This window comes from Alicyclobacillus sp. CIJ1 (assembly GCF_057538885.1).
The window spans coordinates 77,662-101,126 of record NZ_BAAJPH010000117.1; the positions used below are offsets into that span (position 1 = coordinate 77,662).

The 23,465-nt window shown below is 63.2% G+C and carries 21 protein-coding genes; 3 read left to right on the forward strand and 18 right to left on the reverse strand.

Translation table 11 applies throughout. The annotated features are described in order from the left end of the window. Nucleotides 1–78 precede the first annotated feature (78 nt). Complete coding sequence (locus AC27E8_RS09305; RefSeq protein WP_487099209.1) at nucleotides 79–2,427, reverse strand: glycoside hydrolase family 3 N-terminal domain-containing protein; 2,349 nt, start codon at nucleotides 2,425–2,427, stop codon at nucleotides 79–81. Nucleotides 2,428–2,625: 198 nt separating this feature from the next. Between AC27E8_RS09305 and AC27E8_RS09310 the strand changes: the two genes are divergently transcribed. Further along, on the forward strand, nucleotides 2,626–3,264 hold the full coding sequence (locus AC27E8_RS09310) for a phosphatase PAP2 family protein (RefSeq protein WP_487099208.1): 639 nt from the start codon (nucleotides 2,626–2,628) through the stop codon (nucleotides 3,262–3,264). 117 nt (nucleotides 3,265–3,381) lie between these two features. On the opposite strand, the gene AC27E8_RS09315 is transcribed toward AC27E8_RS09310, so the two are convergent. The 6 genes from AC27E8_RS09315 to csb2 (AC27E8_RS09340) all read right to left on the reverse strand — a co-directional run bounded on the left by AC27E8_RS09315 (nucleotide 3,382) and on the right by csb2 (AC27E8_RS09340) (nucleotide 8,893). After that, nucleotides 3,382–4,236 (reverse strand): hypothetical protein, encoded by an 855-nt coding sequence (locus tag AC27E8_RS09315; RefSeq protein WP_487099287.1) that lies wholly within the window; start codon nucleotides 4,234–4,236, stop codon nucleotides 3,382–3,384. After that, nucleotides 4,233–4,742, reverse strand: a complete 510-nt coding sequence (locus tag AC27E8_RS09320; RefSeq protein WP_487099207.1) for an anti-sigma factor family protein — start codon at nucleotides 4,740–4,742, stop codon at nucleotides 4,233–4,235. Before AC27E8_RS09320 ends, AC27E8_RS09315 begins: the two co-directional genes overlap by 4 nt. Then, the gene (locus tag AC27E8_RS09325; protein WP_487099206.1) at nucleotides 4,742–5,275 is read right to left on the reverse strand and encodes an RNA polymerase sigma factor; all 534 of its coding nucleotides are present in this window, start codon (nucleotides 5,273–5,275) and stop codon (nucleotides 4,742–4,744) included. The genes AC27E8_RS09320 and AC27E8_RS09325 overlap by 1 nt, the downstream gene beginning before the upstream one ends. Before the next feature lie 262 nt (nucleotides 5,276–5,537). After that, the gene (locus AC27E8_RS09330; RefSeq protein WP_008339338.1) at nucleotides 5,538–5,735 is read right to left on the reverse strand and encodes a hypothetical protein; all 198 of its coding nucleotides are present in this window, start codon (nucleotides 5,733–5,735) and stop codon (nucleotides 5,538–5,540) included. 126 nt (nucleotides 5,736–5,861) lie between these two features. Continuing rightward, the gene (locus AC27E8_RS09335) at nucleotides 5,862–7,253 is read right to left on the reverse strand and encodes a hypothetical protein (RefSeq protein WP_487099205.1); all 1,392 of its coding nucleotides are present in this window, start codon (nucleotides 7,251–7,253) and stop codon (nucleotides 5,862–5,864) included. Nucleotides 7,254–7,366: 113 nt separating this feature from the next. Next, nucleotides 7,367–8,893 carry a type I-G CRISPR-associated protein Csb2 gene (gene csb2 / locus AC27E8_RS09340; protein WP_487099204.1) on the reverse strand — a complete coding sequence of 509 codons (1,527 nt, stop codon included), beginning with the start codon at nucleotides 8,891–8,893 and terminating at the stop codon, nucleotides 7,367–7,369. A 372-nt stretch (nucleotides 8,894–9,265) separates the two neighbouring features. On the opposite strand from csb2 (AC27E8_RS09340), the gene AC27E8_RS09345 reads away from it, so the two are divergent. Beyond that, nucleotides 9,266–10,084 carry an acyl-CoA thioesterase gene (locus AC27E8_RS09345; protein ID WP_487099203.1) on the forward strand — a complete coding sequence of 273 codons (819 nt, stop codon included), beginning with the start codon at nucleotides 9,266–9,268 and terminating at the stop codon, nucleotides 10,082–10,084. Here the strand turns inward: AC27E8_RS09345 and AC27E8_RS09350 are convergent. The 6 genes from AC27E8_RS09350 to AC27E8_RS09375 all read right to left on the reverse strand — a co-directional run bounded on the left by AC27E8_RS09350 (nucleotide 10,068) and on the right by AC27E8_RS09375 (nucleotide 13,973). After that, a complete protein-coding gene (locus AC27E8_RS09350) occupies nucleotides 10,068–10,328 on the reverse strand; it encodes a metal-sensitive transcriptional regulator (RefSeq protein WP_008339346.1) in 261 nt (86 codons plus the stop codon). The two genes, AC27E8_RS09345 and AC27E8_RS09350, sit on opposite strands and share 17 nt — an antisense overlap. A gap of 56 nt (nucleotides 10,329–10,384) precedes the next feature. Next, nucleotides 10,385–11,185, reverse strand: coding sequence for a sulfite exporter TauE/SafE family protein (locus AC27E8_RS09355; RefSeq protein WP_487099202.1), 801 nt, complete (start codon nucleotides 11,183–11,185; stop codon nucleotides 10,385–10,387). Between the two features lie 100 nt (nucleotides 11,186–11,285). Beyond that, the gene (locus AC27E8_RS09360; protein ID WP_487099201.1) at nucleotides 11,286–12,425 is read right to left on the reverse strand and encodes an MBL fold metallo-hydrolase; all 1,140 of its coding nucleotides are present in this window, start codon (nucleotides 12,423–12,425) and stop codon (nucleotides 11,286–11,288) included. Then, nucleotides 12,422–13,027, reverse strand: coding sequence for a sulfurtransferase TusA family protein (locus AC27E8_RS09365; protein WP_014465656.1), 606 nt, complete (start codon nucleotides 13,025–13,027; stop codon nucleotides 12,422–12,424). Before AC27E8_RS09365 ends, AC27E8_RS09360 begins: the two co-directional genes overlap by 4 nt. 170 nt (nucleotides 13,028–13,197) lie before the next feature. Further along, entirely contained in the window at nucleotides 13,198–13,593 is a 396-nt protein-coding gene (locus AC27E8_RS09370) for a DsrE/DsrF/DrsH-like family protein (protein ID WP_487099200.1), read from the reverse strand. Nucleotides 13,594–13,664: 71 nt separating this feature from the next. Beyond that, a complete protein-coding gene (locus AC27E8_RS09375; RefSeq protein WP_487099199.1) occupies nucleotides 13,665–13,973 on the reverse strand; it encodes a rhodanese-like domain-containing protein in 309 nt (102 codons plus the stop codon). A 185-nt stretch (nucleotides 13,974–14,158) separates the two neighbouring features. On the opposite strand from AC27E8_RS09375, the gene AC27E8_RS09380 reads away from it, so the two are divergent. Then, complete coding sequence (locus tag AC27E8_RS09380) at nucleotides 14,159–14,944, forward strand: sulfite exporter TauE/SafE family protein (protein WP_487099198.1); 786 nt, start codon at nucleotides 14,159–14,161, stop codon at nucleotides 14,942–14,944. An 80-nt stretch (nucleotides 14,945–15,024) separates the two neighbouring features. Here the strand turns inward: AC27E8_RS09380 and csb2 (AC27E8_RS09385) are convergent, their stop codons facing one another. The 5 genes from csb2 (AC27E8_RS09385) to cas2 form a co-directional block, all read right to left on the reverse strand. Continuing rightward, nucleotides 15,025–16,653 carry a type I-G CRISPR-associated protein Csb2 gene (gene csb2, locus AC27E8_RS09385; RefSeq protein WP_487099286.1) on the reverse strand — a complete coding sequence of 543 codons (1,629 nt, stop codon included), beginning with the start codon at nucleotides 16,651–16,653 and terminating at the stop codon, nucleotides 15,025–15,027. Next, nucleotides 16,653–17,615 (reverse strand): type I-G CRISPR-associated RAMP protein Csb1/Cas7g, encoded by a 963-nt coding sequence (cas7g, locus tag AC27E8_RS09390; RefSeq protein ID WP_487099197.1) that lies wholly within the window; start codon nucleotides 17,613–17,615, stop codon nucleotides 16,653–16,655. Before cas7g ends, csb2 (AC27E8_RS09385) begins: the two co-directional genes overlap by 1 nt. A gap of 16 nt (nucleotides 17,616–17,631) precedes the next feature. Next, nucleotides 17,632–19,980 carry a type I-G CRISPR-associated protein Cas8g1/Csx17 gene (gene cas8g1 / locus AC27E8_RS09395; RefSeq protein ID WP_487099196.1) on the reverse strand — a complete coding sequence of 783 codons (2,349 nt, stop codon included), beginning with the start codon at nucleotides 19,978–19,980 and terminating at the stop codon, nucleotides 17,632–17,634. Further along, nucleotides 19,970–22,525, reverse strand: a complete 2,556-nt coding sequence (gene cas3g, locus AC27E8_RS09400; protein ID WP_487099195.1) for a type I-G CRISPR-associated helicase/endonuclease Cas3g — start codon at nucleotides 22,523–22,525, stop codon at nucleotides 19,970–19,972. Before cas3g ends, cas8g1 begins: the two co-directional genes overlap by 11 nt. Before the next feature lie 638 nt (nucleotides 22,526–23,163). Then, nucleotides 23,164–23,454 carry a CRISPR-associated endonuclease Cas2 gene (cas2, locus tag AC27E8_RS09405; protein WP_487099194.1) on the reverse strand — a complete coding sequence of 97 codons (291 nt, stop codon included), beginning with the start codon at nucleotides 23,452–23,454 and terminating at the stop codon, nucleotides 23,164–23,166. Between the last annotated feature and the right edge of the window lie 11 nt (nucleotides 23,455–23,465).

Genomic DNA, 23,465 nt, shown 5'->3' on the forward strand with positions numbered 1-23,465 from the left:
CATTGTACCTCATTTGACTGCCCGCAAGCTCAAATTAGGGCGCCCCGCAGACCAATGCGAGGCGCCCTTTTGCCAGCGTCATATCCGCTCGACGCCCACCGCACTCTGGTACACCTTCTCGTGCTCAATCTCCGTCATGACGCCGTCGATCCGCACCATCCCGCGCAGGCGGATGTCCTCCGACGACGCCCCCACCATAAACTCGATCTCGCCCGGCTCCACGACATACCGCATCTCCCGGTTATAAAAGCCGAACTGGTGCGCTGAAACCCGGAACCGCACCCGCGCCTTCTCTCCCGGCGCGAGGGACACTCGCGCGAAGCCGCAGAGCGCCTTCACCGGCCGCGTCACGTCCGCCGCTACGTCGCGCGCGTACAGTTGCACCACCTCTTCGCCCGAGCGCGCCCCGACATTCTCGATGACGCACGACACCTCGACCTCGCCGTGCACGTCAAGCTCATGCGGAGACAGCACCAGATCCCGGTATGTGAACTCCGTGTAGGACAGCCCGTGCCCAAACGGATACAGCGGCAGATTACTCTCGTCTACATACGTGCCCTTCCAGTGCGACCGGCCCCCCGACGGCTTATGCCCGTAGTAAATCGGCACCTGCCCGACGCTGCGCGGAATCGTGATGGGCAGTTTCCCGGACGGGTTCACGTCGCCAAACAGGACCGCGGCCACCGCCTCCGCGCCTTCCTCGCCCGGCAACCACGCCTCGAGAACGGCGTTCGCTCGCTCAGCGATGTCCGGAATGGCGAGCGGCCGGCCGCTCACGAGCACCACCACCGTCTTCGTTCCCGTCGCCATCACCCGGCGCACGAGTTCCTCCTGACGCCCGATGAGCGAGAGCGTGGCCCTGTCTCGCGATTCCCCTGTCGTGCACGCGTCCGTGAGCCCGGCGCGATCGCCCACCACCACAACCGCCACGTCCGCCTTCGCGGCAAGCGCCACCGCCTCCTCGAGCTCCGCGTCATCTCCGTCGAAGATGTCGCATCCCTTGGCGTAGACCACCTGCGCTTCCGCCCCGACGCGATGCCGAATCGCCTCGAGGATGGTCCGCATGGAGATGAACTCATCCACGTGTTTCACGCCGCTCGGAAGCGGCGTCTGAAACACATTGTCCTCGGACTGCTCGAGGAGCGACTCGATATGGCACGGGTAGGCGTAATCGCCCACCAGGTTGCGCGTCGTGTGCGCGTTCGGGCCGATCACGGCAATGGTGCCTCGGGGCGCGAGGGGCAGAAGCCCGTCGTTTTTGAGGAGGACCATCGACTTCTCCGCCGCCTCCCGGGCCACCCGGCGCTGCTCCGCGTTGTCGAAGACGGCGATGGCCGCGCCCTCGTCGACAAACGGGTGATCGAACAGGCCGAGCCGGAATTTCCACGTGAGCACCCGGCGGACGAGTTCGTCGATCTCGGCCGGGCTGACGAGCCCTCGTGCCACGGCCTCGATGAGCGGTTTGCCGTACACGTCACGCGTCGGCAACTCCACGTCCACCCCGGCGCGCACGGCGAGCGCCGCGGCCTCCGCCTTGTCCCTGGCCACCTGATGATATTCGAACAGCTGATTCACAGCGAAATAGTCCGACACCACGAGCCCCTGAAAGCCCCAGCGCCCGCGGAGCGTCTCGCGCAAAAGCCCCGGATTGTCGTGGCAGGGCACGCCATCGAGCTCGTGGTACCCCGGCATGATGGCGCCGAGCCCGGCCTCGCGTACTGCCGCCTCGAACGGGAACAGGTACACCTCTCTCAGCTCGCGCTCCGGAATGTGCGCTGGCGCCCAGTTCATGCCGCCCTCGGACGCCCCATAACCCACGAAATGTTTGCCCGTCGCCATCACGCCCTGGCTCAGGTCATCTCCCTGAAGCCCGCGGACGTACGCGACGCCCATCTGCGCCACGAGGTACGGATCTTCGCCGAACGTCTCCTCCACCCGGCCCCAGCGCGGATCCCGGGCCACATCCAGGAGCGGCGCGAGCGCCTGGCGCGCCCCCACGGCCCGCATCTGATCGCGAATGATGGCGCCAATGCGGCGGGCGAGATCGACATCCCACGTGCTCGCGATGCCGATGGTCTGTGGAAAGCAGGTGGCCCCCTTGGCCATGTAGCCGCTGCACGACTCCTCGTGGATCAGCGCCGGAATGCCGAGGCGCGTGTGATCCCGAAGGTAGCGCTGAATCTGGTTCGCAAGGCGGGCCACATCCGGCGGGTCCAGATTGGTGGCGCCGCCAATACGGGTCACCTGTCCAATGCCCTGTCCGAGCAGGGCTGCGGCCTTCTCGGCGGAGAATTCGAGATCATCCAGGACTTCGAACGCCCAGATGGACGTGAGTTGAGCGACCTTTTCTTCGAGCGTCATATCGGCCAGGAGCGCGTCGACACGCGCTTCAATGGACTGTGCGGGATCAAGATACACGGGTGTCACGGGAAGCCTCCTTCGTTCATCAGGCGCTGACGCCGCTTTCACATTCAAACGCTTTCATCGATTTGTTTGTCTTGATCACCAAGTTACTAAAACGATTTGGTTGCCGCAATAGGATTTTTCGGCTCATCTCCCCCCCACCCGTGAACTCTTCCCGCCTCTCACCGGTCCATGCCCACGGTGATGGAAAGGAGTGATCGCGTGATTCACGCGGCGCTGTTAAACCCGTTCGACGTACACCTGTACCACCTCATCAACGGCCTGGCGGGAAAGAACAAGCTACTGGACGACGTCATGATCTTCTTCGCGAAGGACGCGCTCGAGCTGTATGCGGCGCTGTTCATCGCCTATTGGTTTGCTCTGCCCAAGGACGATCTCCAAAGCCGCAACCAACTCGCCGTCGCAGGTTTCTCTGGCGTGCTCGCCCTTGTGTTGAACGTCGTCATCTCGCACTTTGTCTGGTTTCGGCCGCGCCCGTTCGTGGTGTTTCCGAAGGGCACGTACACTGAGCTCATCCCGCATCCCGCGGATGCCTCGTATCCGAGCGATCACAGCGCCGGATCGTGGGGGTTTGCCGGAGGCTCGTGGGGGCGCACGCCGAGGTGGATTTGGTTGCCCTTCACGGTCATCGCGGTGCTCGTGATGATCGCGCGGGTATTCGTGGGCGTGCACTATCCGACCGACGTGATCGGCGGAATGGCCGTGGGCCTTTTGGCGAGCGCGGTGGTGCGCCCGCTCGCATCGCGCATCATGCCCCTGACGCGGCTCGTGGCAAGGCCGTTTGGCTACGGAAGGACCACGGAAGAAGCACAGCGCGCCGGACACACCTCGCGCGGTTGACAGGCTGACCAAGAGACCCCAGCCCGCTGGAGACCTTCGAGGCCCACGCCCGTTCACACGACGACTTGAAAAGCCCTTCCGGCAGCGTCCGGAAGGGCTTTTTCGCGCGGTAAATCCTTACGTCGGGGCCCGATTGGCTCTGCGGCGATGACGCCAGCGCCACAGCCATTCGGCGGTCACGCCGACGCCGGCGAGCCACAGGACCAGAAACAAAATCTGGCCGATGATGGGAATGCTCGAAAACGCGACGATGAAACTCACGCCGGCAAGCGCCGCCTTCCACACTTCTCGCGCGCGATCCCGCCCGACAATCATCCGGCCAATCCAGACCGATACGACGGCGAGGCCGACGACGGCGCCTATCGCGTAGAGTGCCAGGCAGAGCGCCGCCACCGGGATGCCGACGAGCGTCGCCGCGAGAAGTCCGGCGAGCGCCAGTACAGCCAGGGTGACAAACACGCCGCTCAGGCCGGCTCGGCGCGCGGACTTCTCGAGTTCGGCGAGGGGCACCTCGATGCTCTCGCGCAAGGCCGCCGCGATGACGGTGAGCAGGGCGGTGAGGACAATCCCGACCGCGAGGAGGCCCATCCACGCCACCAGCGCGCCGAGGCCCGCGACAATGGCGCCGCTCCAGAACGGGTTGCCGAGGGTCGCGTGGAGCAGCTTGTGCACCGTCGCGCCGGGCAACGTGCGCACCTCACCGCCGAGATCGATGACGGTGTCCACGCGGGCGGTGGGGAGAAGATCCACGTTGCCGTTCACGACCAGGACGTGATCGGCCGTCCCGCCGATGGTCAGGTCGTGGCCGACGACGACGATGTCCCCGACCGACTGGCCCGGCAACACGTCGGTCGCGCTCGTTCGGATGAGCCCCTGATTCGAGACGACGGACGCCTCTGTAACGGTGGGCGCGGTGGCGAACAGCATGAGACCGCCGATGGCCGCGGCCAGACTTCGCTTCGCCCACCTCATCGCCACACGACCTCGCTTCTCGTCCAATGGAGCGCCCGCCGCAGACAGGTGAGCGATAGCACGAGGATGATGAGGCTCAGGGCGCCCAGCACTACGAGCCACTCCGCGTGCACGGACCAGGGCAGCGCAAACAGCGCGCGAACCATGGCCAGGGCAAAATGAAACAGAATCGCCGCGGCAGATGCGGCAGGCAGACTGACAGCGGCGAGGACGAACGCCACCCCCAACGCCAAGCTCGCGAAGTACACGTAGGCGAGTCGCCGCGACTGCACCTCTTGGCGCGACAGTCCAAGGGCGTTCAGGACGCGCATGGGCATGTCAACCGGCGCCGTGAGCGTTCGCGCCCACAACAAGAGCGCGCGTTCATCGTCCCGCATGGCATGGACAAGCCCTCGGCAGCGCGCGCATGCCGCGAGATGTGCCTCGACGCGGGCCTTGTCGTCCTTCGCGAGCTCGCCGTCCAGGTACGCGGACAACATGGGCTCCACGAACTCACACGATTGCATCAGCTATCACCCCTCTCGCCGCTGAGATACGTGCGCAGTTGCATGCGCGCGTGATGCAGGCGGGATCGCACGGTGCCAATGGGAATGTCAAGCACCTGGGCGATCTCGTCGTACTCAAGGCCGTGCACCGCCCGCAGGACAATCACGGTCCGGTGCTCGGGACTGAGCTTGGCCAGCGCGCGTTCCAGGTCAATCCGGAGCGAAGCGGCGTCCTCACCTCCGGCGACGGAACCGTGAGTCTCCTCGGTGGGATCCTGCGCGCGGCGCGCCTTGGCCTGCACCATGTCGAGCGAGATGCGGACCGCGATGCGCGCGAGCCACGTCGGAAACGTGCGGTCCTCGCGAAGCCGTCCGAGCGAGCGAAACGCGCGGATGAACGCTTCCTGCGTCGCATCTTCGGCGTCCGCGGCGTTCTGCAGGATGCCATAGGCGGTTCGATATACAAAGGACTGATAATTGCGCACAAGGGTTTCAATCGCCTGCGGATCGCCGTGTCGCGCTCGGCGTATCAGTTCGAGGTCCGCTTGTTCCAAACGGGCATCACCTCCGTCGGCGAGCGTCGGTCCGCCCCCAAGCCAGGCGCGCCATGGACTCAGCCGCAGGGATCCGCACGATAGACGTCTCCCACCGCGCCGCGGTTCAATCCGAAGGTGGGCCTTGAGATTGCGGCAGCCCCCTTGCCTCCATTGTACCCGTACACGCGGGGTACAAGAAGCTGGAAAGCAAAATCGGCCGCTCCGCGCGCGGCGGAACAGCCGATTCACTGAGGGTGTGCGCCATCGTTGAACCTGGAACTCAGCAGTTGCCGCCTGGGCAACCGGGGTCGACCGTGACGTTCTTCGTCTCGGGCTGCATCACGTAACGCGGGACGTTGACGATGAACTGGCGATTCACCCGCACCACGGGCTGGATAATGGGCACCTCCCGGCAAACGTAGCAGTCGTTGTACTCGTAGATGGGCGGGCATACAATCGGCGGGCATGGCTTCATCATGACCTGCATCCTCCCTTGTACCCTGAGTATTCGCGGGATACTACAGGATACTGGGCCGCCGACCTTCCTGGCGCGGCGCGTGTCCCGGATGAAGCCCGCCTGCGAAAACTTCTGTCTGACGGACGCCTAGGACACGCCCGCGACGTCCACGGCGTGATCGTCCGTGTCCCGCGAATACCAGCGGATGCCGATGGACGGGTGTATCCCATCGGAGGGATTGTGGACGACCATGGCGGGATCGATGGGGCGGTCACCGAGTTCCAGCACGGTGCGGCGCGGGTTCTGGGTGTAAAACGTGATCCCGCGCACCTCGTCGAGCGTGGGAGCGTGCCGGCCCAAGACGGGATCGTCCACGGCACGGATGTGGATATACGTGCGGCCAAAGGCGTGGGTCACGTCGTAGCGCAGGTGATCCCGGGTGACGTTGTAGTGGAGCAGGCGGCTGGTGCGCGTCACGAGCAGTCTGCCGCTTCGCTCGTGCTCCGCGAGGCGCTCGAGCGCCGCCACGGCGTCCCTCGGCAGCACGCCTGGGTACGGCGTGCCACAAAGGTGCTGCGCCACGACGGCGAACCCGCCGTCCGACTCGAGGCGTGCGAGGTGCGCCTCGGAGAGTTGCTCGTGGAGCCCGTAGGGGGTCCAGTTCCACACGACCGCGCCCTGTGGCGTGTAGCGCTCGTTCGTGTAGCGCCAAAATCCCCATACGCGCCGCCCATCCGCGAGGCGTAGAGGAAACACGACGGACGGGCGCGAGAACACGTTGCTCGAGATGTCCGGCCACACGAATCGAATGCCGTAGGGAAGGGTCAGATCCGTGTGGTAATACGGCGATCCCGGCAGATCGCCTTGCTGATACGCATAGAAGCGCCCGCGACCTCGCGCGCCAAAGTTGTCGACATTGGACCGATTGCCGTGATCCGTCCACACCTCGACGAAGTCACCGTTGGCTTTCAGCGCGGCGACAGCTTGCGCGGCGAGATGGCGCCGAAAACGCGTCGTCTCTTGATTCATCTGGCTGAAGTCGCCGTAGGTGTGCAGGGTGTCGATCCAGCCGTCGCGGATATACGCGTGGATGGCCTTGGCGCCGTAAGGCACCTGGCTCGTGCCGCGGAAGTAGGAGAACTCGCGCTGAAGCGGAACGCGCCCCACTTCGTCCACGATGTGGCGCTGGTCGTTCGCGTTATACACGAAGAACGAGTCGGCGTAGTCGAGTCCGAGTCCGCGGCCGAGTGGGGTCATTTGTGTCGTATTGATAAAGCGATGCACCAGGTTGAATTTGCGCAGCGTCTGACTGTCCGCATCCGAGGACAGAGCCAGCATGGCCCGATACGGATACGGGAACCGGCGCAAACCGTACACCGTCGGCGCGGCGGAAGCCGACTGCCACTCGACCGCTGCCGGATGCGCCCCGCGAACGGCGCGCGGACCTTCTCCCGCGCGCACCGCGCCAGGCAACATCGCGGCCGCCGCGGCGATGGCTATGCCCGTGATTGCAAGCAGGCGAGCCCACCTGATCTCCATGCAACCACCTCCTCCCCCTCGTGTTCCCGGAGAGGGGGGTGGCTATGTGACACACGAGGCGCAGGTTGCAGGAGAAAAAGGAAAACTCGCCCACGGCGCTGCGAAGCCTCTCGTTAGGTCATCTCCGCGTCCTCGGTCGGACTGCAAGCGCCGTTTGTCTCGTCCGCATCGGCCGCGAACAGTCCCATTCCGAAGTGGCAGTTCGCGCCGAGCGCGATAGGGCCAAACACTGGTTCCGCAAACTCCAGACGCCAGAACGAGCCCCACCGTCCAGGGATGTTCTGCCGCTTGCCGTAGCGCAGCCGACGGAATTTGTGCGCGGGCACCGATTGTCCCGCGATATGGGCCGCCGCACGAGGCGTGATGGCCACGGGTTCCGGCAAGCCCCGAAGCTTTAGTTCCTTGCGAATCTGCTCGACGGGCCCGAATTTGGCCCCGCCTTGCTTTGCATGCCACGGGTGAAGATACGGCGTGACGGAAACAAAAATGCGCGCAGGCCCCACCAGGCCATCTTCGAGCACAGGCGTGGCCCTCTCTCCCACCCTCGGGACACGCCACAGATCTTCGAGCCAAACGCGCCACCTGCGCTTCGGGCCCGGCCACCAGTCGGGCGTCACCAGTGTTCGGATGCGCTCGAGCGCTGCAATGACGCCTTCGGGAAACGGCTCCTGCGCGTAGATGAGCACGTGATCTAAGAGGCCGTCGTGATCGAGATCCTCGGGCAACACAAACACGTGCTGATGGCCTCGCCGGCTGACGGCCCCCGGCTCATTTGGCTCGTGCCCCGTGATGATGAGCGGGGCCGGCTCGTCGCGATCGTCGTAACGGCTCAGGATGGACTGATGAAAGACCTCTGAGATGTCCAACGCATCGGTGACCCGAGGACGGGCCGCATCAGCGATGGCATATCGGGCGGCATTCACCTCTGCTCGATTCGCCAACAGACGATACGAACGCCTTGCCCTTCTCGCACTGCGCCCCGCAAGTCCCTCCAGGACATAGGTCACTGGACGCGCCGCGGGCGAAGGAACAACGCCGTCGCCTTGTGTGAGGGCGTCCAACAGGTGGGCAGGTCTTCGACCGGCGGATGATGCCGGAGCGCTCACCCACGTGTGCGAAGGCAGCGGACACAGCCACTGCACGCGAACTCGGCGCTCAGCCTGCGGCTCACCGGATTCGGCGAAAGAGGCTGGGCGCGCATCCACTCGATCCGGCACCTTGTGCAACACGTGGCAATGGAGCCAGTCCGCTGCAGACCATGCAGCCGGAAGCTCGTCCAGGATTTTTTCCAAGATCTCTAATTCGTCCGACTGAAGTGATAGATGAGGCCAAAATACGCAGAGTGCTGACGGGCGAGGGACGCGTAGGATGGCGCAAAGAGCGCGCCCTGCCGGATCCGGATGCGAGAACTCGACGCCCAGCGGAAGCGTGTAGACCGGTGGCTCCAGCGATAGCGCTTCCACGAGCGCATGAAGCGATCCACGAAAGCCTGTCAAGTGGAGCCGCATGCGGGTGGCGGTCGCGACGAGCGCCCGCAAAATCCGCCACGGTGAAGGAGGCCATTCGATTTCCGATTCCATGGGCTTCTCGAGAGGCACGGAGTGCGCGCCTGCGGCGAAACGGAACGCGATGCCGATCACGGTGCCACTTCCCTCTCTGCATGATTCGCGCATGGGGATGGCGCGGAGATGGAGCGTAGGCGACGCAGAGCTCCCATTTCTTTCCCAATTCTCAGAAACCTTGATGGGAAATCGGGCATTCGTGATGCCAAAAGCGGGGGCCATCCTGGGATGAAACACCAGGGTCTGCGCTCGACGCTCCAAAGGACAGCCTGACGCACCCATCGTAGTCTTCCTGGGATTGGTCGTCAAGGTCTCCAACGCGCCACCGCCGTTCAATTTTGGCCCATCGAACGACGCATCCCTAGGAGCGGCTACGCTTTCCTGTCCGTTTTTCATTTGTTATTCTATTTCATATGCGAATCAACCATCCCCAGCGCCAGGGAGGACCTCATGTCGCAACCTGTGACACATCCATTCGACCAAGCCACCGCGCTTTCCTATGACGGCCAGCGGTTTCACGGAGAAGTCAGAGGCGAGTATTACAACATGGTGGGGCCGTTCGGCGGCGTCACCGCGGCCACCATGCTCAAAGCCGCCATGTCCCATCCCGAGCGCCTCGGGCATCCGCTCGCACTGACCGTGAACTTTGCTGCGCCCGCCAAGGTGGCGCCGTTTGTCATCGAAGCGGTGCCGGTCCGCACAAACCGCTCGACGCAGCACTTCACGCTGACCATGGTGCAGGAAGGAGAAGTGGTCACCACCGCAACGGCCGTGTTCGGCATTCGGCGCGAATCCTTCTTCCATACCGAAGCAATGATGCCCGACGTACTCCCGCCTCGGGAGGTGCCGAGATTCGTCGCGCCCGCGCCACTCCCGTGGATGCAGTGGTACCACGTTCGCCTTATCCGAGGCTCGGCGTTCGACGACGTTCGGGACGCCACCACCTACCAGTGGATGCGCGACGACCCGCCTCGCCCGCTCGATCACGCCGCGCTGGCCGCGCTCTGCGACACCTTTGTGCCACGTGTCTACGTGAAGCTGAAGCGGCCTGTCCCCATCGGCACCGTGACATTCACCGTGTACTTTCTAGCCGATCCGGAGACCATCTTCCGCCAAGGCACCAACGAGCTGCTCGGCGTCGCTCGCGCCACCGGCTTTTCCCACGGCTTCTTCGACCAAATCGGCGAAGTGTGGTCACAAGATGGCGACCTCCTGGCGACGACCACGCAGCTCGTGTACATGAAGGCCCCCGTCAGCGGCTCTTCATGAGCAGCTCGATAGCCTCCTGGATGACGTGCTCCGCAGAACCCTTGCCGGCCAGCTCTTCGCGGATGCACTGCTCCATGTTCTCGCCGACGACATACATGATGACGCGATCGACCGCCGTGCGGATGGCCGTGAGCTGGTTCACGACCTCTTTGCAGCTCTTGCCCTGTTCCATCATGCCAATGACGCCGCGCACCTGGCCTTCGATGCGCTTCAGGCGGTTTTTCATCTGATCGTTGTATTCCATAGGAATCCCACCTTTGTCGCCACAATGTCGGATGGGCGGCCTCGCGTAAGCCGCCCTCAGTGGATCAAGATACTGATGTTATCGTACAACATGTAAAGTGCAACAAGCACGAGGATCGAGCCGAAGATGGTCTGAAGCAGCGACTTTCGGTTGCCCAATTTCGACGAGACGAGCGTACCGAAAAACCCTCCGGCGATCCCGCCGAGCACGTACAGCAGAAACACGTTCCACGCCACCAGTCCCGAGACCGCGTACGACACGGCCGTGGTGACGCCGAAGAGCCCTACCGACACGAGCGAACTCCCGATGGCGTCGATCATCTCCATCCCCGTGGCAAACATGAGTCCTGGGACAATCAAAAATCCGCCGCCGATGCCAAAGAACCCGGACAACAGTCCTGTACCGCCGCCCGTGGCGAGCACCCGCCCCCATCGGAACCGTCCGGTCGGATCCGCGGCCGCAGTCTTCCCGTTTCCGCGCCGTGCCTGAATCAGCGTGCGAATCGCGATGGCGAGGATGAGAAGGGCGAACAAGAACAGAAGCGCCTTCCCGTCGAGCATCTTGCCGAAGATGGAGCCCACGACCGCCCCGATGGCGCCTGGGATGGCAAAGAAAATCGCGGGCTTCCATCGCACGTGGCCGTGCCGCCAGTGCGGGATCAGGTTGATCCACGCGTTCACCGCCACCGCGAGCGCGGTCGTCCCGATGACGATATGCGCGTTGTGAATCCCCACCACGTAGAGGAGCAGGGGAACGGCGAGAATCGACCCGCCGCCACCGATGAGGCCCAGCGTGAACCCGACGACCCCGCCACATGCGATGGCAAGCACAATTTGTAAGCCACTCAGCGCGACCATCGAGCTTCCCCCTCAAATCGAAGTTCTCCGCCCGGATCAATACCCATACAGGTCTGGGTATTGAACCGGGCACAAAAGACCCTTGAGACGCTTGTCACGCTCAGCCGTGCACCGCGCAGCGGTTCGGACCAATCTCCATCTCGCTCGCCTCGTCCGGGTTCGGCGTCAGCTTGCCCATGTTCGCCATCCGGATCTGCTGATACGCATTCGGCTGCGGCGGCAGGTTCTCCGTCACCGTCGTGAAGAATTCGCCCTCGTCCTGAATCTGAAGCCCCGGGTTCTTCTCGTAGAGCTCCGACAACGTGGCGCACACGCAGCCTTGCTCGTTCACCTCGGACGCCCACGCGTAGTGCGCCGGAAGCACCACGAGATGGCCGGGAAGCTGGCGATACGTCTCGTACAGCGTCCGCCGCAAATCCGGCGCGAACTCCTTTGCGCGCCCCGCGAGATCCGGGCGGCCAATGGAGCCCACAAACAGAATGTCTCCGGAGAGCAGGTACTGGCCATCCACCACGAGCGACGTGCTGCCCGGCGTGTGACCCGGCGAGTGAAGCGCCCGGATGGCAATGCGGCTGTCGCCAATGCGGATTTCATCGCCGTCGTTCAGCGGATGGTACGCGTACGTCACCTCGCTAGCATCGCCCGGCGGCAGATAGTACGCGGCCGAAGCTGCCTCCGCCAGCGCGCGCCCGCCCGAGATGTGATCCGCGTGCAAATGCGTGTCGATCACGGCGACAAGCTTCGCACCCTGCTCCTTCGCAAACTGCAGGTATATGTCGACGAACCGCGACGGATCGACCACGGCCATCTCGCCGTTTGAGACGACGGCGTACGACAGGCATCCCTTGCCGACGCGCAGGAACTGATACAGCGCGCCTCCTGCCACGTCCCCCACCTTCACCGGGTGCAGGTACTCGCTCCAGGCCCGCATGCCGCCCTGCAGATAGGCGACGCGCTGAAGCCCCGCCTTCACGAGCTCCTCCGCGACAAACTTGGACGACCCCTCTTTTGCGCACACCACGAGGATGTCCTTGTCTCGCGGAAGTTTTGGCAACAGCGCATCGACACCATCTAGCAGCTCGAAATACGGCACGTTCATCGTTTCGATCCCGTCCCCCTCGATGCGCCAGTCCGCGAATGCGTCCTCGTTGCGCACGTCGAGGAGGAAGAACGGCTCGCGGCGAAGGATGCGATGATACACTTCTGCCGGTGTCCAAGCCGTCAACGTCAATTCCATCATTCCTCCACCTCCGACTGCTCCACAGGCCCGTTCCACGCCGACATGCCAGGCACGACGTTTTTCACGCGCGTAAAGCCGTGATCGGCGAGAATCTGGCAGGCCATGTCGCTGCGATTGCCGGTGCGGCATACCACGTAGATGTCCTTGCCCTCGTACGCCTTCAGTTCGTCGATGCGGGCTTCGAGCGTTCCGAGCGGAATCAGCACAGCCCCCGGGATGTGGCCAAAGGCGTACTCCATCGGCTCGCGCACGTCAATCACGACCGCGTCGCCCTTCGACACGCGCTCCGCGAGCTCCTCATTCGACGCCACGTGTGGGTACTTCTTCTCGGGCTTCGCCTCGTCCGGCGCAGCCTTGCGGATGTAGTGGCGAAACACGCCATCCTTCTCCACCGTGCCAAGGTACTGATGGCCCGTGCGCGTCGCCCAGCTGCGGATGTCCGCGACGGAGCCGGGATCGGTCGCCAGCACTTCAAGCACCTGACCGGCCTCCATCTCGTCAATGGCCTTCTTGGTGCGGACCATCGGCATGGGGCACGAAAGCCCTTTGCAGTCAATCAGCTTGTCGACGGTGTACGCCTGCGTCTGGCCTGTAGAACTCATCCGCTGTTCAGCCTCCTAGCCGTGTTATGTGGATTCTCTATACCATCGCCCGCCGAAACTGGCGTGGCGTCATGTGCGAACCTTCAAAAAAGATAGAGCTGAATCCAAACCGCGCGAGCCGCCCGCGCGTGCGGCGCGGGCCGCGGCGGTGCACATGGGACAAAGCGCGTTCAGAAGGTCACGGTGACGTCCGCGTCGTACGCGAAGTCGAGGAAGTTGACGGCCCCGGCGAACTCGACGCCGTCGATGAAATCCTCGGGCTTGAGGCCCATCACGTCGACGGTCATCTGGCAAGCGATGAGCCGGACGCCGCTCTCCTTGGCCATCTGAAGCATCTCCTGGATGGATGGCACGTTGTGCTTCTTGAAGTTCTCTGCAAACGGCTCGTTTTCCGGCTTAAATTTCAGCAGTTGCGCCGAATGCTTGTGGATGATGTTCAGACCTTCGAAGGTGAAGAAGATGGCAACCTCGGCGTCCGTGGCGACACCCGCCATGGCGATGTTCAGCACTTTGTAGGCCGTTTCGAGGCCGCCGTTCGATGCGATGATGGCGACTTTCTTCGACATGATGTTCCTCCCCAAATGGCATCCACGTATTCAGCTCAACATCATCAAGCTCAACATGCGGCGGATGGCCTTCACTCAACCGGCCCGCGCCAGCCGAGCATGCCGCCCATCAGGTTCCACAGATTCGAGTACCCTTGGGCCATCAGGAACTGGCATGCGCGCTCGCTCCGGTTTCCGCTTCGGCAGACCATCACGGTCTCCTGATGCGGGTCAATCTCCCGAAACCGCTCCTGCAACTGGCTGAGCGGAATATTCTTCGCGCCAGGAATCATCCCCGAAGCCACTTCCGCGGGTTCGCGGACGTCGATAATCTGTAACTTTTCCCCGCGCTTCAATCGCTCCTCCAGATCCTGAGCAAGCATTCCGCGCACTTGACTCATGTTCGTCACCTCCTCGTCCTATCGTACGCTTCCTTCGCCGCCGCATCCAGCGACGACCTCCTCAATTACGGTACGGGGTATAGTATACATACGGCCTGCGCGCCTGTCAATATACCCCCTTAGGTATATTTCGGCGATCGCGCGCATAGCTTGTATCATCCGACGGACAAGATGAGGTGACGCGCGTGAATTGGGAGATGTTCGCCACGCTTCTCGCGATTGGCTTCGCGGGATCCGTGCTGGCCGGCATGGTGGGCGTCGGAGGCGCCATCGTCAAGTATCCGCTGCTCTTGTATCTGCCCCCGCTCCTCGGCGTGGGCGCATTCACCGCACATCAGGTGGCTGGGATCAGTTCAGTGCAGGTCCTGTGCGCATCGCTGGCCGCCGCGTGGGCGTACCGGAAGTCGGGTTATCTGCACCGCCGACTCATCCGCGACATGGGCCTGGCCATGCTCGCCGGAAGCTTCGTGGGCGCCTACATGGCGCACTTCTATTCGGAGCGCGTTGTGAATTTCGTTTACGCGTTGCTCGCGACGGCGGCGACGCTCCTCATGCTGCGCCCCTCCTCCTCGGACGAACTGCGCGGCGACGTGGACGAGATAAACTATCCGCGTCCGCTCGCGATAGGACTCGGAGGGCTGGTAGGCCTGTTTTCCGGCGTGGTGGGATCCGCGGGCGCGTTTCTTCTGATGCCCATTCTGCTCGGCGTCCTGCGAATTCCGACGCGCGTGGCCATCGCGTCGTCCATTGCCATCACGTTTGTCGCGTCGCTCGGCGGTTTTGTGGGCAAGTGGGCGGCACATGAGGTGATGTGGGGACCGGCGCTTGTGTTGGCCTGGGCGAGCGCCGTGGGGGCGCCGCTCGGGGCAACGTTGGGCCGACGCACGGATGCGCGCTGGCTGCGCTGGCTGCTTGCAGCGCTCATCGCCGCGACATGTGTGCGGATCTGGATGACGGTGTTGGGTGGGTGAAGGGGCAGTTGAAGGCTAAAGGGAAGGCGAAGGGCGCTCCCTTCGTCGAAAGGAGCGCCCCTCGATCTCGCCCTTGGGCTTCAGCTTTTTCCACTTGCGTGCCGTTCGTCCGTGAATTTCACGCTGTCCAGTTCTCCGGCATAAAACAGACCCATACCGTGATGACAATTGACCCCCAGCGCGATGGGCCCGTACACGGGCTCCGCAAATTCGATCCGCCACAGACCGCCCGCCCGCGCCGGGATGTCCTGCCGTACGCCATAGCGCAACTTGCGAAACTTCCGCGCGTCATACGGCAGACCCGCCAAGCGGATCTGGGAACGCGGTTCGACGGCCACTGGTTCCGGAAACCCCCGCCGGCGAAGCTCCTCTCGAATCTGATCCGCCGGCCCAAACTTCGCGCCTCCTCGTTTCCAATGCCACGGATGCAGATACGGCGTGATGGAGGTGAAGACGCGCGACGGCCGTACATAGGCGTCCGGCACATTCGGCCCCGCCTCTTCCCGCGAGACGGAGCCCGCTCGCACGAACCACAGGCCCTCGAGGTACAACTCCCAACGTCGTTCTCGCCCAGGCCACCACGCCGGCGTCTTCAATTGGTGCAACGCCTGAAGGGCCTTCACCTCTTCCCGATCAAAGGGCTCGCGCTTATAGACCACGACGTGATCGAGATGTCCGTCCAGATCCTCGTCGACCGGAAGAATGAACACATGTCGGTGATTGTCTCGCAGCGGTCCTCGCGTCTCGGGATCCCGCCCGGTCAAGGAAGGCATCGCGAGACCTGTTCTGGCGGCCATCGAGTCGAGCGCCGTATGCATCACCTCGCCCACATCGAGCGCGTAGATGATCCGCGTCGGCACCTTGCTTACAAGGCGAAAGCGCGCCACATTCGCTTGGACGTGCGGCATGTCCATCCGGCACGGTGCGGCACGCCGTGAGTCCGACCGCAAATCCAACTTGCGGCGAACGTACGTGAGATGGGTGGCACCGACGGGCATGTTGAGCCGCTCCTTCTCGATGACGTCGGTACCGAGGCGTAAGGCATCGAGAAGATGGTTCACGCTGGCGAGGCCCGATTTGCGGCCTCCCGTCGGCCACTGGCTGCGCACGCGAGGCCACTCGCTCGGCGTCACGGGGGCCAGGAGGTCCACAATCTCGCCTTCCGCTCGGTCGAGCAGTTCGCAGGCCCCGTCCACGTCGATGGGCATGGCGTCCCAACGGTCGGGCGGCTCGCGGACGAGGCGCCCCTCACCCCAGCTTTCCGCGCGGCCAAGATAGGGCATGAGCGTGGCGATCTCGTCGAGCAATGCGAGCGCTTCGGCGTCGAGGTGCGCCTCCAACCAGTACACGCCGAGCGGATCTCCCGGCAGCACGCGCAAAAACGCGTCGTGGATGAGGGTCGTCTTCCCACCGGCGATGGGCATGAAGTGCTTGGTGTGCGTGTGCACCGCGCTAGGCAGCCTGTACATGGGCCGTTCCGCCGCCAGCCCCTCAATCAAGCGCCGCAGAACGTCCTCGTCGTAACGCTTGGAGAGGCTATAGCGGTGGTACACTCCGATGAACGACCGCAGGATGCGCCATGGCGAAGGCGGCCACTCGACATCCGCCTCGTTGGCGTGGCGCCCCCACGGCGTGGCGTGATAGGTTCCCGCGAGGAAACAAAACTCAATCCCAACCACGTGGCCACTTCCCTTGTCCAGTGTCGCCATCACGACTTGACATCATAGCGCACACGCAGATTTTCCGCCGCGAAAAGCCCCTCAGCGCGCAGGCGCTCGATGAGTCCAGGAAGTTCACGGTCGATCTCGTCCGCGGTCGGTAGTTGAAACTCGGTCGGCCGAAGCACTTCCACGTGTTTGACGTCGAAATCACAGGCCGTGCGCAGGCGAAGCCCTTCATCCAGGAAGTGTTGGATTTTGTACAGAGCAAAGAGGATAAGGAACGTTTCCGCAATGTCGCCAAGCCCATACGAGCGGAGCAGAGCAAGGTCCAGCACGAAGTACGCGTCGATGCGACGGGCCACGTACTCGTCGCGATGGAACGGCACGTTGCCGAAACCTTGATTCGTGGGCCCCGTGGGATTGACGCGATCGTTCTTCACACCGCCGTTCGGCGCGACCCGAGCGTCCTCGGCCTCGACGAAGGCGGACAACAGGCGCGCGAGGCGGAGCCGGCCCCCTGCAAGTTCCTTCTTGGCGAGAAACAGCCCGTGGAGAACGGCGTTTGGATCATACTTGAACACGGTGCGAGCGAGTTTCGATACATCCACGGGAAGGGACTCACCGAGCAGGCCAAGTTCTCGTTTAAGAAGATCCATCACCGTCGTATCCTTGCTCTCAAGGATGTACGGCGAGTTGAGCCGATGCGCCTCGAGGACGGAATTCGTCAGCAGTTCTCCATGTTGATCGTACACGTCGACTCGCGGCAGACCTTTGAGCGGCGGGCGCCAGTCTTTGGCCGCGTCGTCCCAGCACACTTTCTCCATGCGGTTGGCCATACTTTGCGGCGACTCGACAAGCAGCATGCGGTAAGGCTCCGTCGGATGATCGTACTCGGCCGCGCCGAGATCGGGAAAACCAGTGGGCTGGAACCGCGTACCTGCGATTGGGACTAGCTCCGCGCGGATGATCAGGCGCGGCGCGGCGTTGAGGCGTTCAAGCGAGATGGCCATCGACAAAACCCCTTTCTCACAACTCGAACAAGGTTTCCTTCGCTGAGGAGCCGGCGTTCTCGTCCTGGTTCGGCCACAGGCGAGACACAAGGACCTCGAGCGACCTGGATTGGATGGGCACAATCGCCGACGCGAGGACGCGGCGCGGCGAAAGTCCGAAGGTGTCCGTGCCGCGGTGGCGCGGCGGAAGCCCGCTCGCCAGCAAGCGGCGCTCCAACACTTCGCGGGCGCGCACGGCGTTTGTCGGGCGATCCGCACCGAGGAGCGCAAACACGTCGCGCGGCACGGGAAGGGCGAAGTCATCCACTGCCGGTGGCTGTCCTAGGTGACGGCGCGAGACGAACGCGAGCGCACGGCGAAGGTCGCGCTCTGAAGTGAAGGTGATGCGCAAGAGCGCGTAGAGATACGGGATCCATGCGCGTGTCGCCGCGACGCGCCGTTCCCACGGGTCGTCGTGACGCAAGACACTCGGCGGATTGCCCCGATATGCTGAAAACGCCCATGCGTAGTCGAGGATGCGAGCGTCCCTCGTCTCGCCGAACCAAAACCGCTCTAGATGCTCCAGATGGGCGGCGAACGGCTGCTGACGGCTATGGAAGCCAAGCTTGGACTTGAGTTGTGGCTTATCTTCATCCTCGCCGTCTTGATGTTTCCTGTCTTGTTGGACATACTCCGGCTCGTCCTTGCGCTGACGCAAGCGTTCCTCGTCCAGCAAGCGGCGTTCGGCGAGCGTGAGCAAGCAGCGGACGAGGTCCGGGCTGTCGAAGGCAAGTCGCACGCGCGCGGACGGCATCTCCTTGTCGCCCACCCACTGCCATGTGCGGCGCTCATGCAGGACGACCGGTGCAAAATACTGGCGATGGCGGATCTCGCCGACATCCCGCATCGTGCCGATGGCGAGGCCGATCGCAAACTCGGCCTGCTCCCTGGGATCCTGGGGCCAAGCTTGCTCAATCCACGCTTGTGACGCCAGCGTCAAAGGCTCGACGCGATCGCGCAAGTCTGCCCGCCGCGACACCACGCGGTCGAGCTGCGCAACCGCCACGATGAGGGCCCGGACACGGTCAGCGCCGCCGTGCTGGCACAGGTCAAACACGGCGTCCTCCACGCGGCGGAGCGCGGACAACGCGGACAGCGGCGGCTCCTTCGTCGACGGGAGACTTTGAACTTGCGTCAACCAGCGGTCGAGATCGTCCAAGACGTCCGCTTCGGGGCGGCGCCGGACGTGAAAGCGGCTGAGGGGCACGGCGTAGTACATGCGCCCGTAGCGTTCAAGAAACGCGTAGCGCTGGAAGCTCTCGACACCGCGGTCGATGCCGAGCTCCGCGCACGCGCGCGCGAAGTCGACGCCGGTGCGCGCAGGGCGCCATCCGACCGACATGAGCCGCGAACGGACCTGTGCCCTGCCCTCTTGGAGGAATTGCTCGAGCTCGGGGAGGGAGGCTGGGCGACGCCAGAGCGGGAGCCACATCTCCGCGCGCGCCTTTTGGCCTTCATCGGACACGCTCATGGCGCCTTGACCCCCTGAAGCCGCCCGAACGGTAAACGGATAAGTGAAATCCGTGTACTGGCGCCCAAACTTGCGGGCAGCCGCTGCGGAGAACAGGAGGCCGCCTTCGAGCGAAAAGATGAAGTCCCACGGATTGACGCGGCGACTCGCTTCGAATCCCGGGCCCGCGTTCGGCCCACCGTTTTGCCCTGGATGGAACTGGCCAATCGATACGTTGAGAAGGCCGTTCACCGGCTCCTCGAACAGAGCGGCGCGGAGCAGCCGCTCGGCCACATCGGTCGGCGTCCCGTCCGGCTGAAACATCTCCCGTAACCGCTGCATAAAGTTGTTCGTAAACTCGAAGTTGCCGTCGTTGCCGCCGGTTCCGTACAGGGGGGCAAAGCCCAGACGGTCAGCCGTGATGGCCGCGACGGCGTCGAGCCACTCCACTGCTTCGTCTGGCAGTTCAGCCCGCAGCCGCGCGACGAGCCTAGCTTTGTCCTCCTCTTTGGGTTTGTCGTTCAAGGGCGTGTCGGCGAGCACGCGATCCACGGCGTGCAAAGCGTCTCGATAGGGACGAAACCGCTCCCCGCTCGTGTTGCGGAGCCAGTCCACCGGCTCGCTGTTCTTTCCGCGGATGAACCCCCCGCCCCCGTTCCAAGGCGCCATGATGGGCGTGGGCCGATACTCGCGCAGGAAGAAATCGACGAGTTGATCCGGCGAGAGTTCGGTTTGGATGGAGAACACGTCTTGGTTCCAATAGCCGCGGGCATGCGGATCGCGCTGCTCGGCGAGCAGCCGCAAAACGGCCATCGCCTTGAGATACCCGGCCATCGGTACCGGGCGACAGCCGTTCAAACGTATTTCATGGTTCACGCGATTCCACCTCCTCTCTGCGCGACGCGCGGCCATCCGCTACGCGCAGAAGCGCCTCGTACCAAGCAAGTCGAAAGGGACCGTACGCTTGAAGCAAGCGCTGCACGCCTTCGGTCCAACTCTCTCTGCCGCGCTGGTCCGTGCCCATGTGCATCACAGAAAGGCTCAGTCGCGCCTGAGGCCAACCGCCGAGCCCTGGGATGGAATACGCCTCGAGCTCATCCCCTTCCCAGACACCGCGCGCGAACGGCCTGCCATCTGCCGGAGCCTGCTCCGTTGCGCTTGACCGAATTTGTCCGCGAATTTTTCCATGGTGCGCCGCGACGAGATAGGCCACTAGGCGCGTCCGAAGGTCGTTCACCGCTTCGGGCGGCACGGCGTCGAGATACGCCAAGGCAGACGCCAGCTCGTGTCGGAAGCCACGAATTTTGCGCGCCGCAAGGGCGGAAAGCTCCTCCGTGGCGACGCCTTCTTGAGCGGCAGCTTCGCCATCCTGAACCACGGGAGACATGAGCACACTCGCATGGGTGACTGGCCCAGACTCCGTGCCGCTCTTGGCGAGAAGTTCCGCATCGTCGGGGGGATACAGGTGGCCCGTTTCGCCCCCATATTGCGCCCGGTACCGCTCTTCGCCGAGCATGGCCAACCGCAGCTTCGCCTGAAAGAGCAGGTGGCGCTTGCCGGAATCGTGCCAGAATGCCGCCTCGCACAAGGCGTCGGCCATGGCGTCGTCGCCGGCGAGATGGTGTAATGCCTGCGCTTCCCGCACGACATCCATCGTGTGCTCAGCCAGCGTCACAGGGCGCGAAGGTGCTGGGCCGTTGTCTTCTTCGGCGTCTTCCGCATCCACTTCGGACGAGGGCTGCACCTGGACGGGATGGGGTACCTCGGTCCAGCTGTCGGGATCAAAGCCCAGGCGCGGATCATACCCTCCGTCTTCAGCGCGCAGAAGGTACAGCCAGCCGGGAAACACGCGCTGCTCAGACACGACATCAAAACGTCCAAAGATGGGATTCCATGTGTAGGCGACGCGGGTCCGCTCGCCGCGCCCCTTCCGCTTCAGGTAGTCCTGCAGCCTGGAGAGTGGCACGCGGCACACATCTTCCTCCGACACTTCCCTTAGCCCCTCGGGCGGATCCTCACCTTCCCATGTACCCCAACACACGGACACGGTGCGGTCTTCCACCTCGCGAATGAACGGCGAGACGTCGATGTCGTTTCCGCTCAGATCCGGCGTCGTGTCGAAAAGCTGCAGCAGATCTCGCCGCCGGAGGACGCGGCCGTACGTGAGCGGTTCGACGTCGCGCGGGAGATGCGCCGGCCCCACATCCCGAAGCTGAACGAGTTGGACGCGGGCTCGCTCGAGAGACTCTGGCGAATACGGCAGACAAGCCTGCTCGTCCGCGACGTCCACGTCGATCCAGTAAGCTTTGGCCGATTCGCGCGCCCCCGTGCGATTCAACCGTCCAAAGCGTTGCACCAGGCTCGTCCAAGGCGCGAGCTCCGTGACCATGAGGGCCGCGTCGATGTCCATGCCGGCCTCGACGACCTGCGTGGCCACGAGGATGGCGCGCCTGTCGCTGAGCGTGCGCGCCTCTTCGGCGAGCCAGGCGCGATCCCGTCCGCGAAACTGGCCGTGGACCAGGCGAATATCCTTGTCTGGCATGGCTCGGCACAGCGCCTGAAACACGGCTTGTGCGCGGCTGACGCGATTGAGAACGATGAGTGCAAGGCCATCCAACGGGCCCTCGGCTGCCAACCAGTCGGCAAGTGCTTTCGCGTAAGCCGACGCATCTTTGATGAGCCTCCCGCGAAGCTCCACGGGACAGCGATGGATAGGCTTGGAGGCCATCAGGCGCCGGCTCAGCGCTTGACGATCCGCCTCATCGAGCTCCCAGACTTGAAGCTCCCGCCCAGCGTTGCGCATGTCCACCGTCTGCAGCCATTCCGGAGAGGCAGTGGCGGACATCCAGAGCGTGTGCGCAGGACCGAACGTGCCCAATTGCTCTCGGAAGGCCTGTAATTGTGCGGTCGTCGCGAGACCATCGCCAAACAGTTGGACTTCGTCCACAATCCACTGGACGTCGTTGTGCAGCATGGCAAACTGAAGTGGCCAGCGGAAGCGGCTCACGCCACCGTAGCCGCGGTTCAACGCGCGAGAAAGAATCTGATCCTGGGTGCCAATGAGGATCCACGGTTTATCCGGCTCGAGCTCCCAGGCGTGATCGACCGATCCGCCCATCAGCACCGAAAGACCGATTTCCCCCTGGAGGCCTAGCCTAGAAAGCCAGGTGCGGGCCGCATCGGCGGTCTGGGAGACGAGCGCCCGCTGCGGTAGAACGTACACGAGCCGCCTCCCAGTTTGCGAGCAAAGCGCATCGCCGCCGTACTTCCTGCGCCACGCCCACGCAAGAATGGCGCCCGTCTTGCCTGCACCGGTGGGAATGCGTAGCAAGTCCGGCCACGTAGGGGCGGTGGCCAACCGGCTCTGCCATGGATAAGGTGGCGCACCGGTAGCTTTCATGAAAAATTCAAAGAACTGCATTCACGTCACCTTCTTGGGCAGTATTCAATTGTTAAGGAACAAATCGGATTCCACCCCCAAGGAGAGCACCTTGGCGATGAAGGAGAATAAGAGTGACCCCGCTCATCCAGGGATGTAGTGCGGCACCGTGTGAAGTTCCCACTTTCGCTCGGATTGAATATACAAACTCTTTGGAATCACCCCCTAATTCTAAGAACGATCAAGGATCAAAGGAGTGGATCTGGCTCTACAACGTGTCTTACATGCCTAGCCCGTCCCTCACCACCAATATAGACCAATCGATTCGAGAAATCAACCACTCATAAACGTATGTAGAAATTCATTTTATGCGACATGCCGTCTTACGCTGTGTCATCTGCTTGACGGAGGAGGTTCACTGTGGAGATTTTCGTTGTGGTGCCTGAGATCAACGGAGGCCATGGACGTCCGATGCAGGACATGCGGAGGTTGTTCAACAAAAAGTGTGGGTGCCGCGGTTCCTACACAAATTGACTCATTGCGCTCCTCGACGTAGCATACAGGTGAGAGGTCGGGCCCATTTGAAGGTAGATCCGTTTATGAGCCACATGTTCATAAGGACATGCGTCTCCCGACCTCTCATCGTAAAGATCCGGAAGTCGCATCCACCCATGTCACCTTCAGATGGTCCACGGTGAATCCAGACGGAGCCCGAGATCCTTCCCAATCACCACCAGGTTATTTCGCGTGAAGTCTGCTGTCCGATAGATGCGCACGCTGTCCTCGTCGCGCCGGATCACGTCCCCAAGCCGATGTATCAATTCCACGTAGCGCGTTTGATCCAGGACGCACTCGAATACCGACTTTTGCACGCGCTGACCGTATCCCTCGCAAGCCTGCGCGATGCGCCGAAGGCGCCTCTGACCTTCCTTTGTATCCGTGGCCACGTCGTAGGTCACGACATAAAACATGCACTTGCCTC

Bases quoted from the DNA above. Each gene is read 5' to 3' on its own strand.
- AC27E8_RS09315 (WP_487099287.1), bottom strand. From the start codon at position 4,236: ATGAGGTGGGCGAAGCGAAGTCTGGCCGCGGCCATCGGCGGTCTCATG.
- AC27E8_RS09320 (WP_487099207.1), bottom strand. From the start codon at position 4,742: ATGCAATCGTGTGAGTTCGTGGAGCCCATGTTGTCCGCGTACCTGGAC.
- AC27E8_RS09330 (WP_008339338.1), bottom strand. From the start codon at position 5,735: ATGATGAAGCCATGCCCGCCGATTGTATGCCCGCCCATCTACGAGTAC.
- AC27E8_RS09335 (WP_487099205.1), bottom strand. From the start codon at position 7,253: ATGGAGATCAGGTGGGCTCGCCTGCTTGCAATCACGGGCATAGCCATC.
- AC27E8_RS09345 (WP_487099203.1), top strand. From the start codon at position 9,266: ATGTCGCAACCTGTGACACATCCATTCGACCAAGCCACCGCGCTTTCC.
- AC27E8_RS09350 (WP_008339346.1), bottom strand. From the start codon at position 10,328: ATGGAATACAACGATCAGATGAAAAACCGCCTGAAGCGCATCGAAGGC.
- AC27E8_RS09355 (WP_487099202.1), bottom strand. From the start codon at position 11,185: ATGGTCGCGCTGAGTGGCTTACAAATTGTGCTTGCCATCGCATGTGGC.
- AC27E8_RS09360 (WP_487099201.1), bottom strand. From the start codon at position 12,425: ATGATGGAATTGACGTTGACGGCTTGGACACCGGCAGAAGTGTATCAT.
- AC27E8_RS09365 (WP_014465656.1), bottom strand. From the start codon at position 13,027: ATGAGTTCTACAGGCCAGACGCAGGCGTACACCGTCGACAAGCTGATT.
- AC27E8_RS09370 (WP_487099200.1), bottom strand. From the start codon at position 13,593: ATGTCGAAGAAAGTCGCCATCATCGCATCGAACGGCGGCCTCGAAACG.
- AC27E8_RS09375 (WP_487099199.1), bottom strand. From the start codon at position 13,973: ATGAGTCAAGTGCGCGGAATGCTTGCTCAGGATCTGGAGGAGCGATTG.
- csb2 (WP_487099286.1), bottom strand. From the start codon at position 16,653: ATGGCGACACTGGACAAGGGAAGTGGCCACGTGGTTGGGATTGAGTTT.
- cas7g (WP_487099197.1), bottom strand. From the start codon at position 17,615: ATGGCCATCTCGCTTGAACGCCTCAACGCCGCGCCGCGCCTGATCATC.
- cas3g (WP_487099195.1), bottom strand. From the start codon at position 22,525: ATGCAGTTCTTTGAATTTTTCATGAAAGCTACCGGTGCGCCACCTTAT.
- cas2 (WP_487099194.1), bottom strand. From the start codon at position 23,454: ATGTTTTATGTCGTGACCTACGACGTGGCCACGGATACAAAGGAAGGT.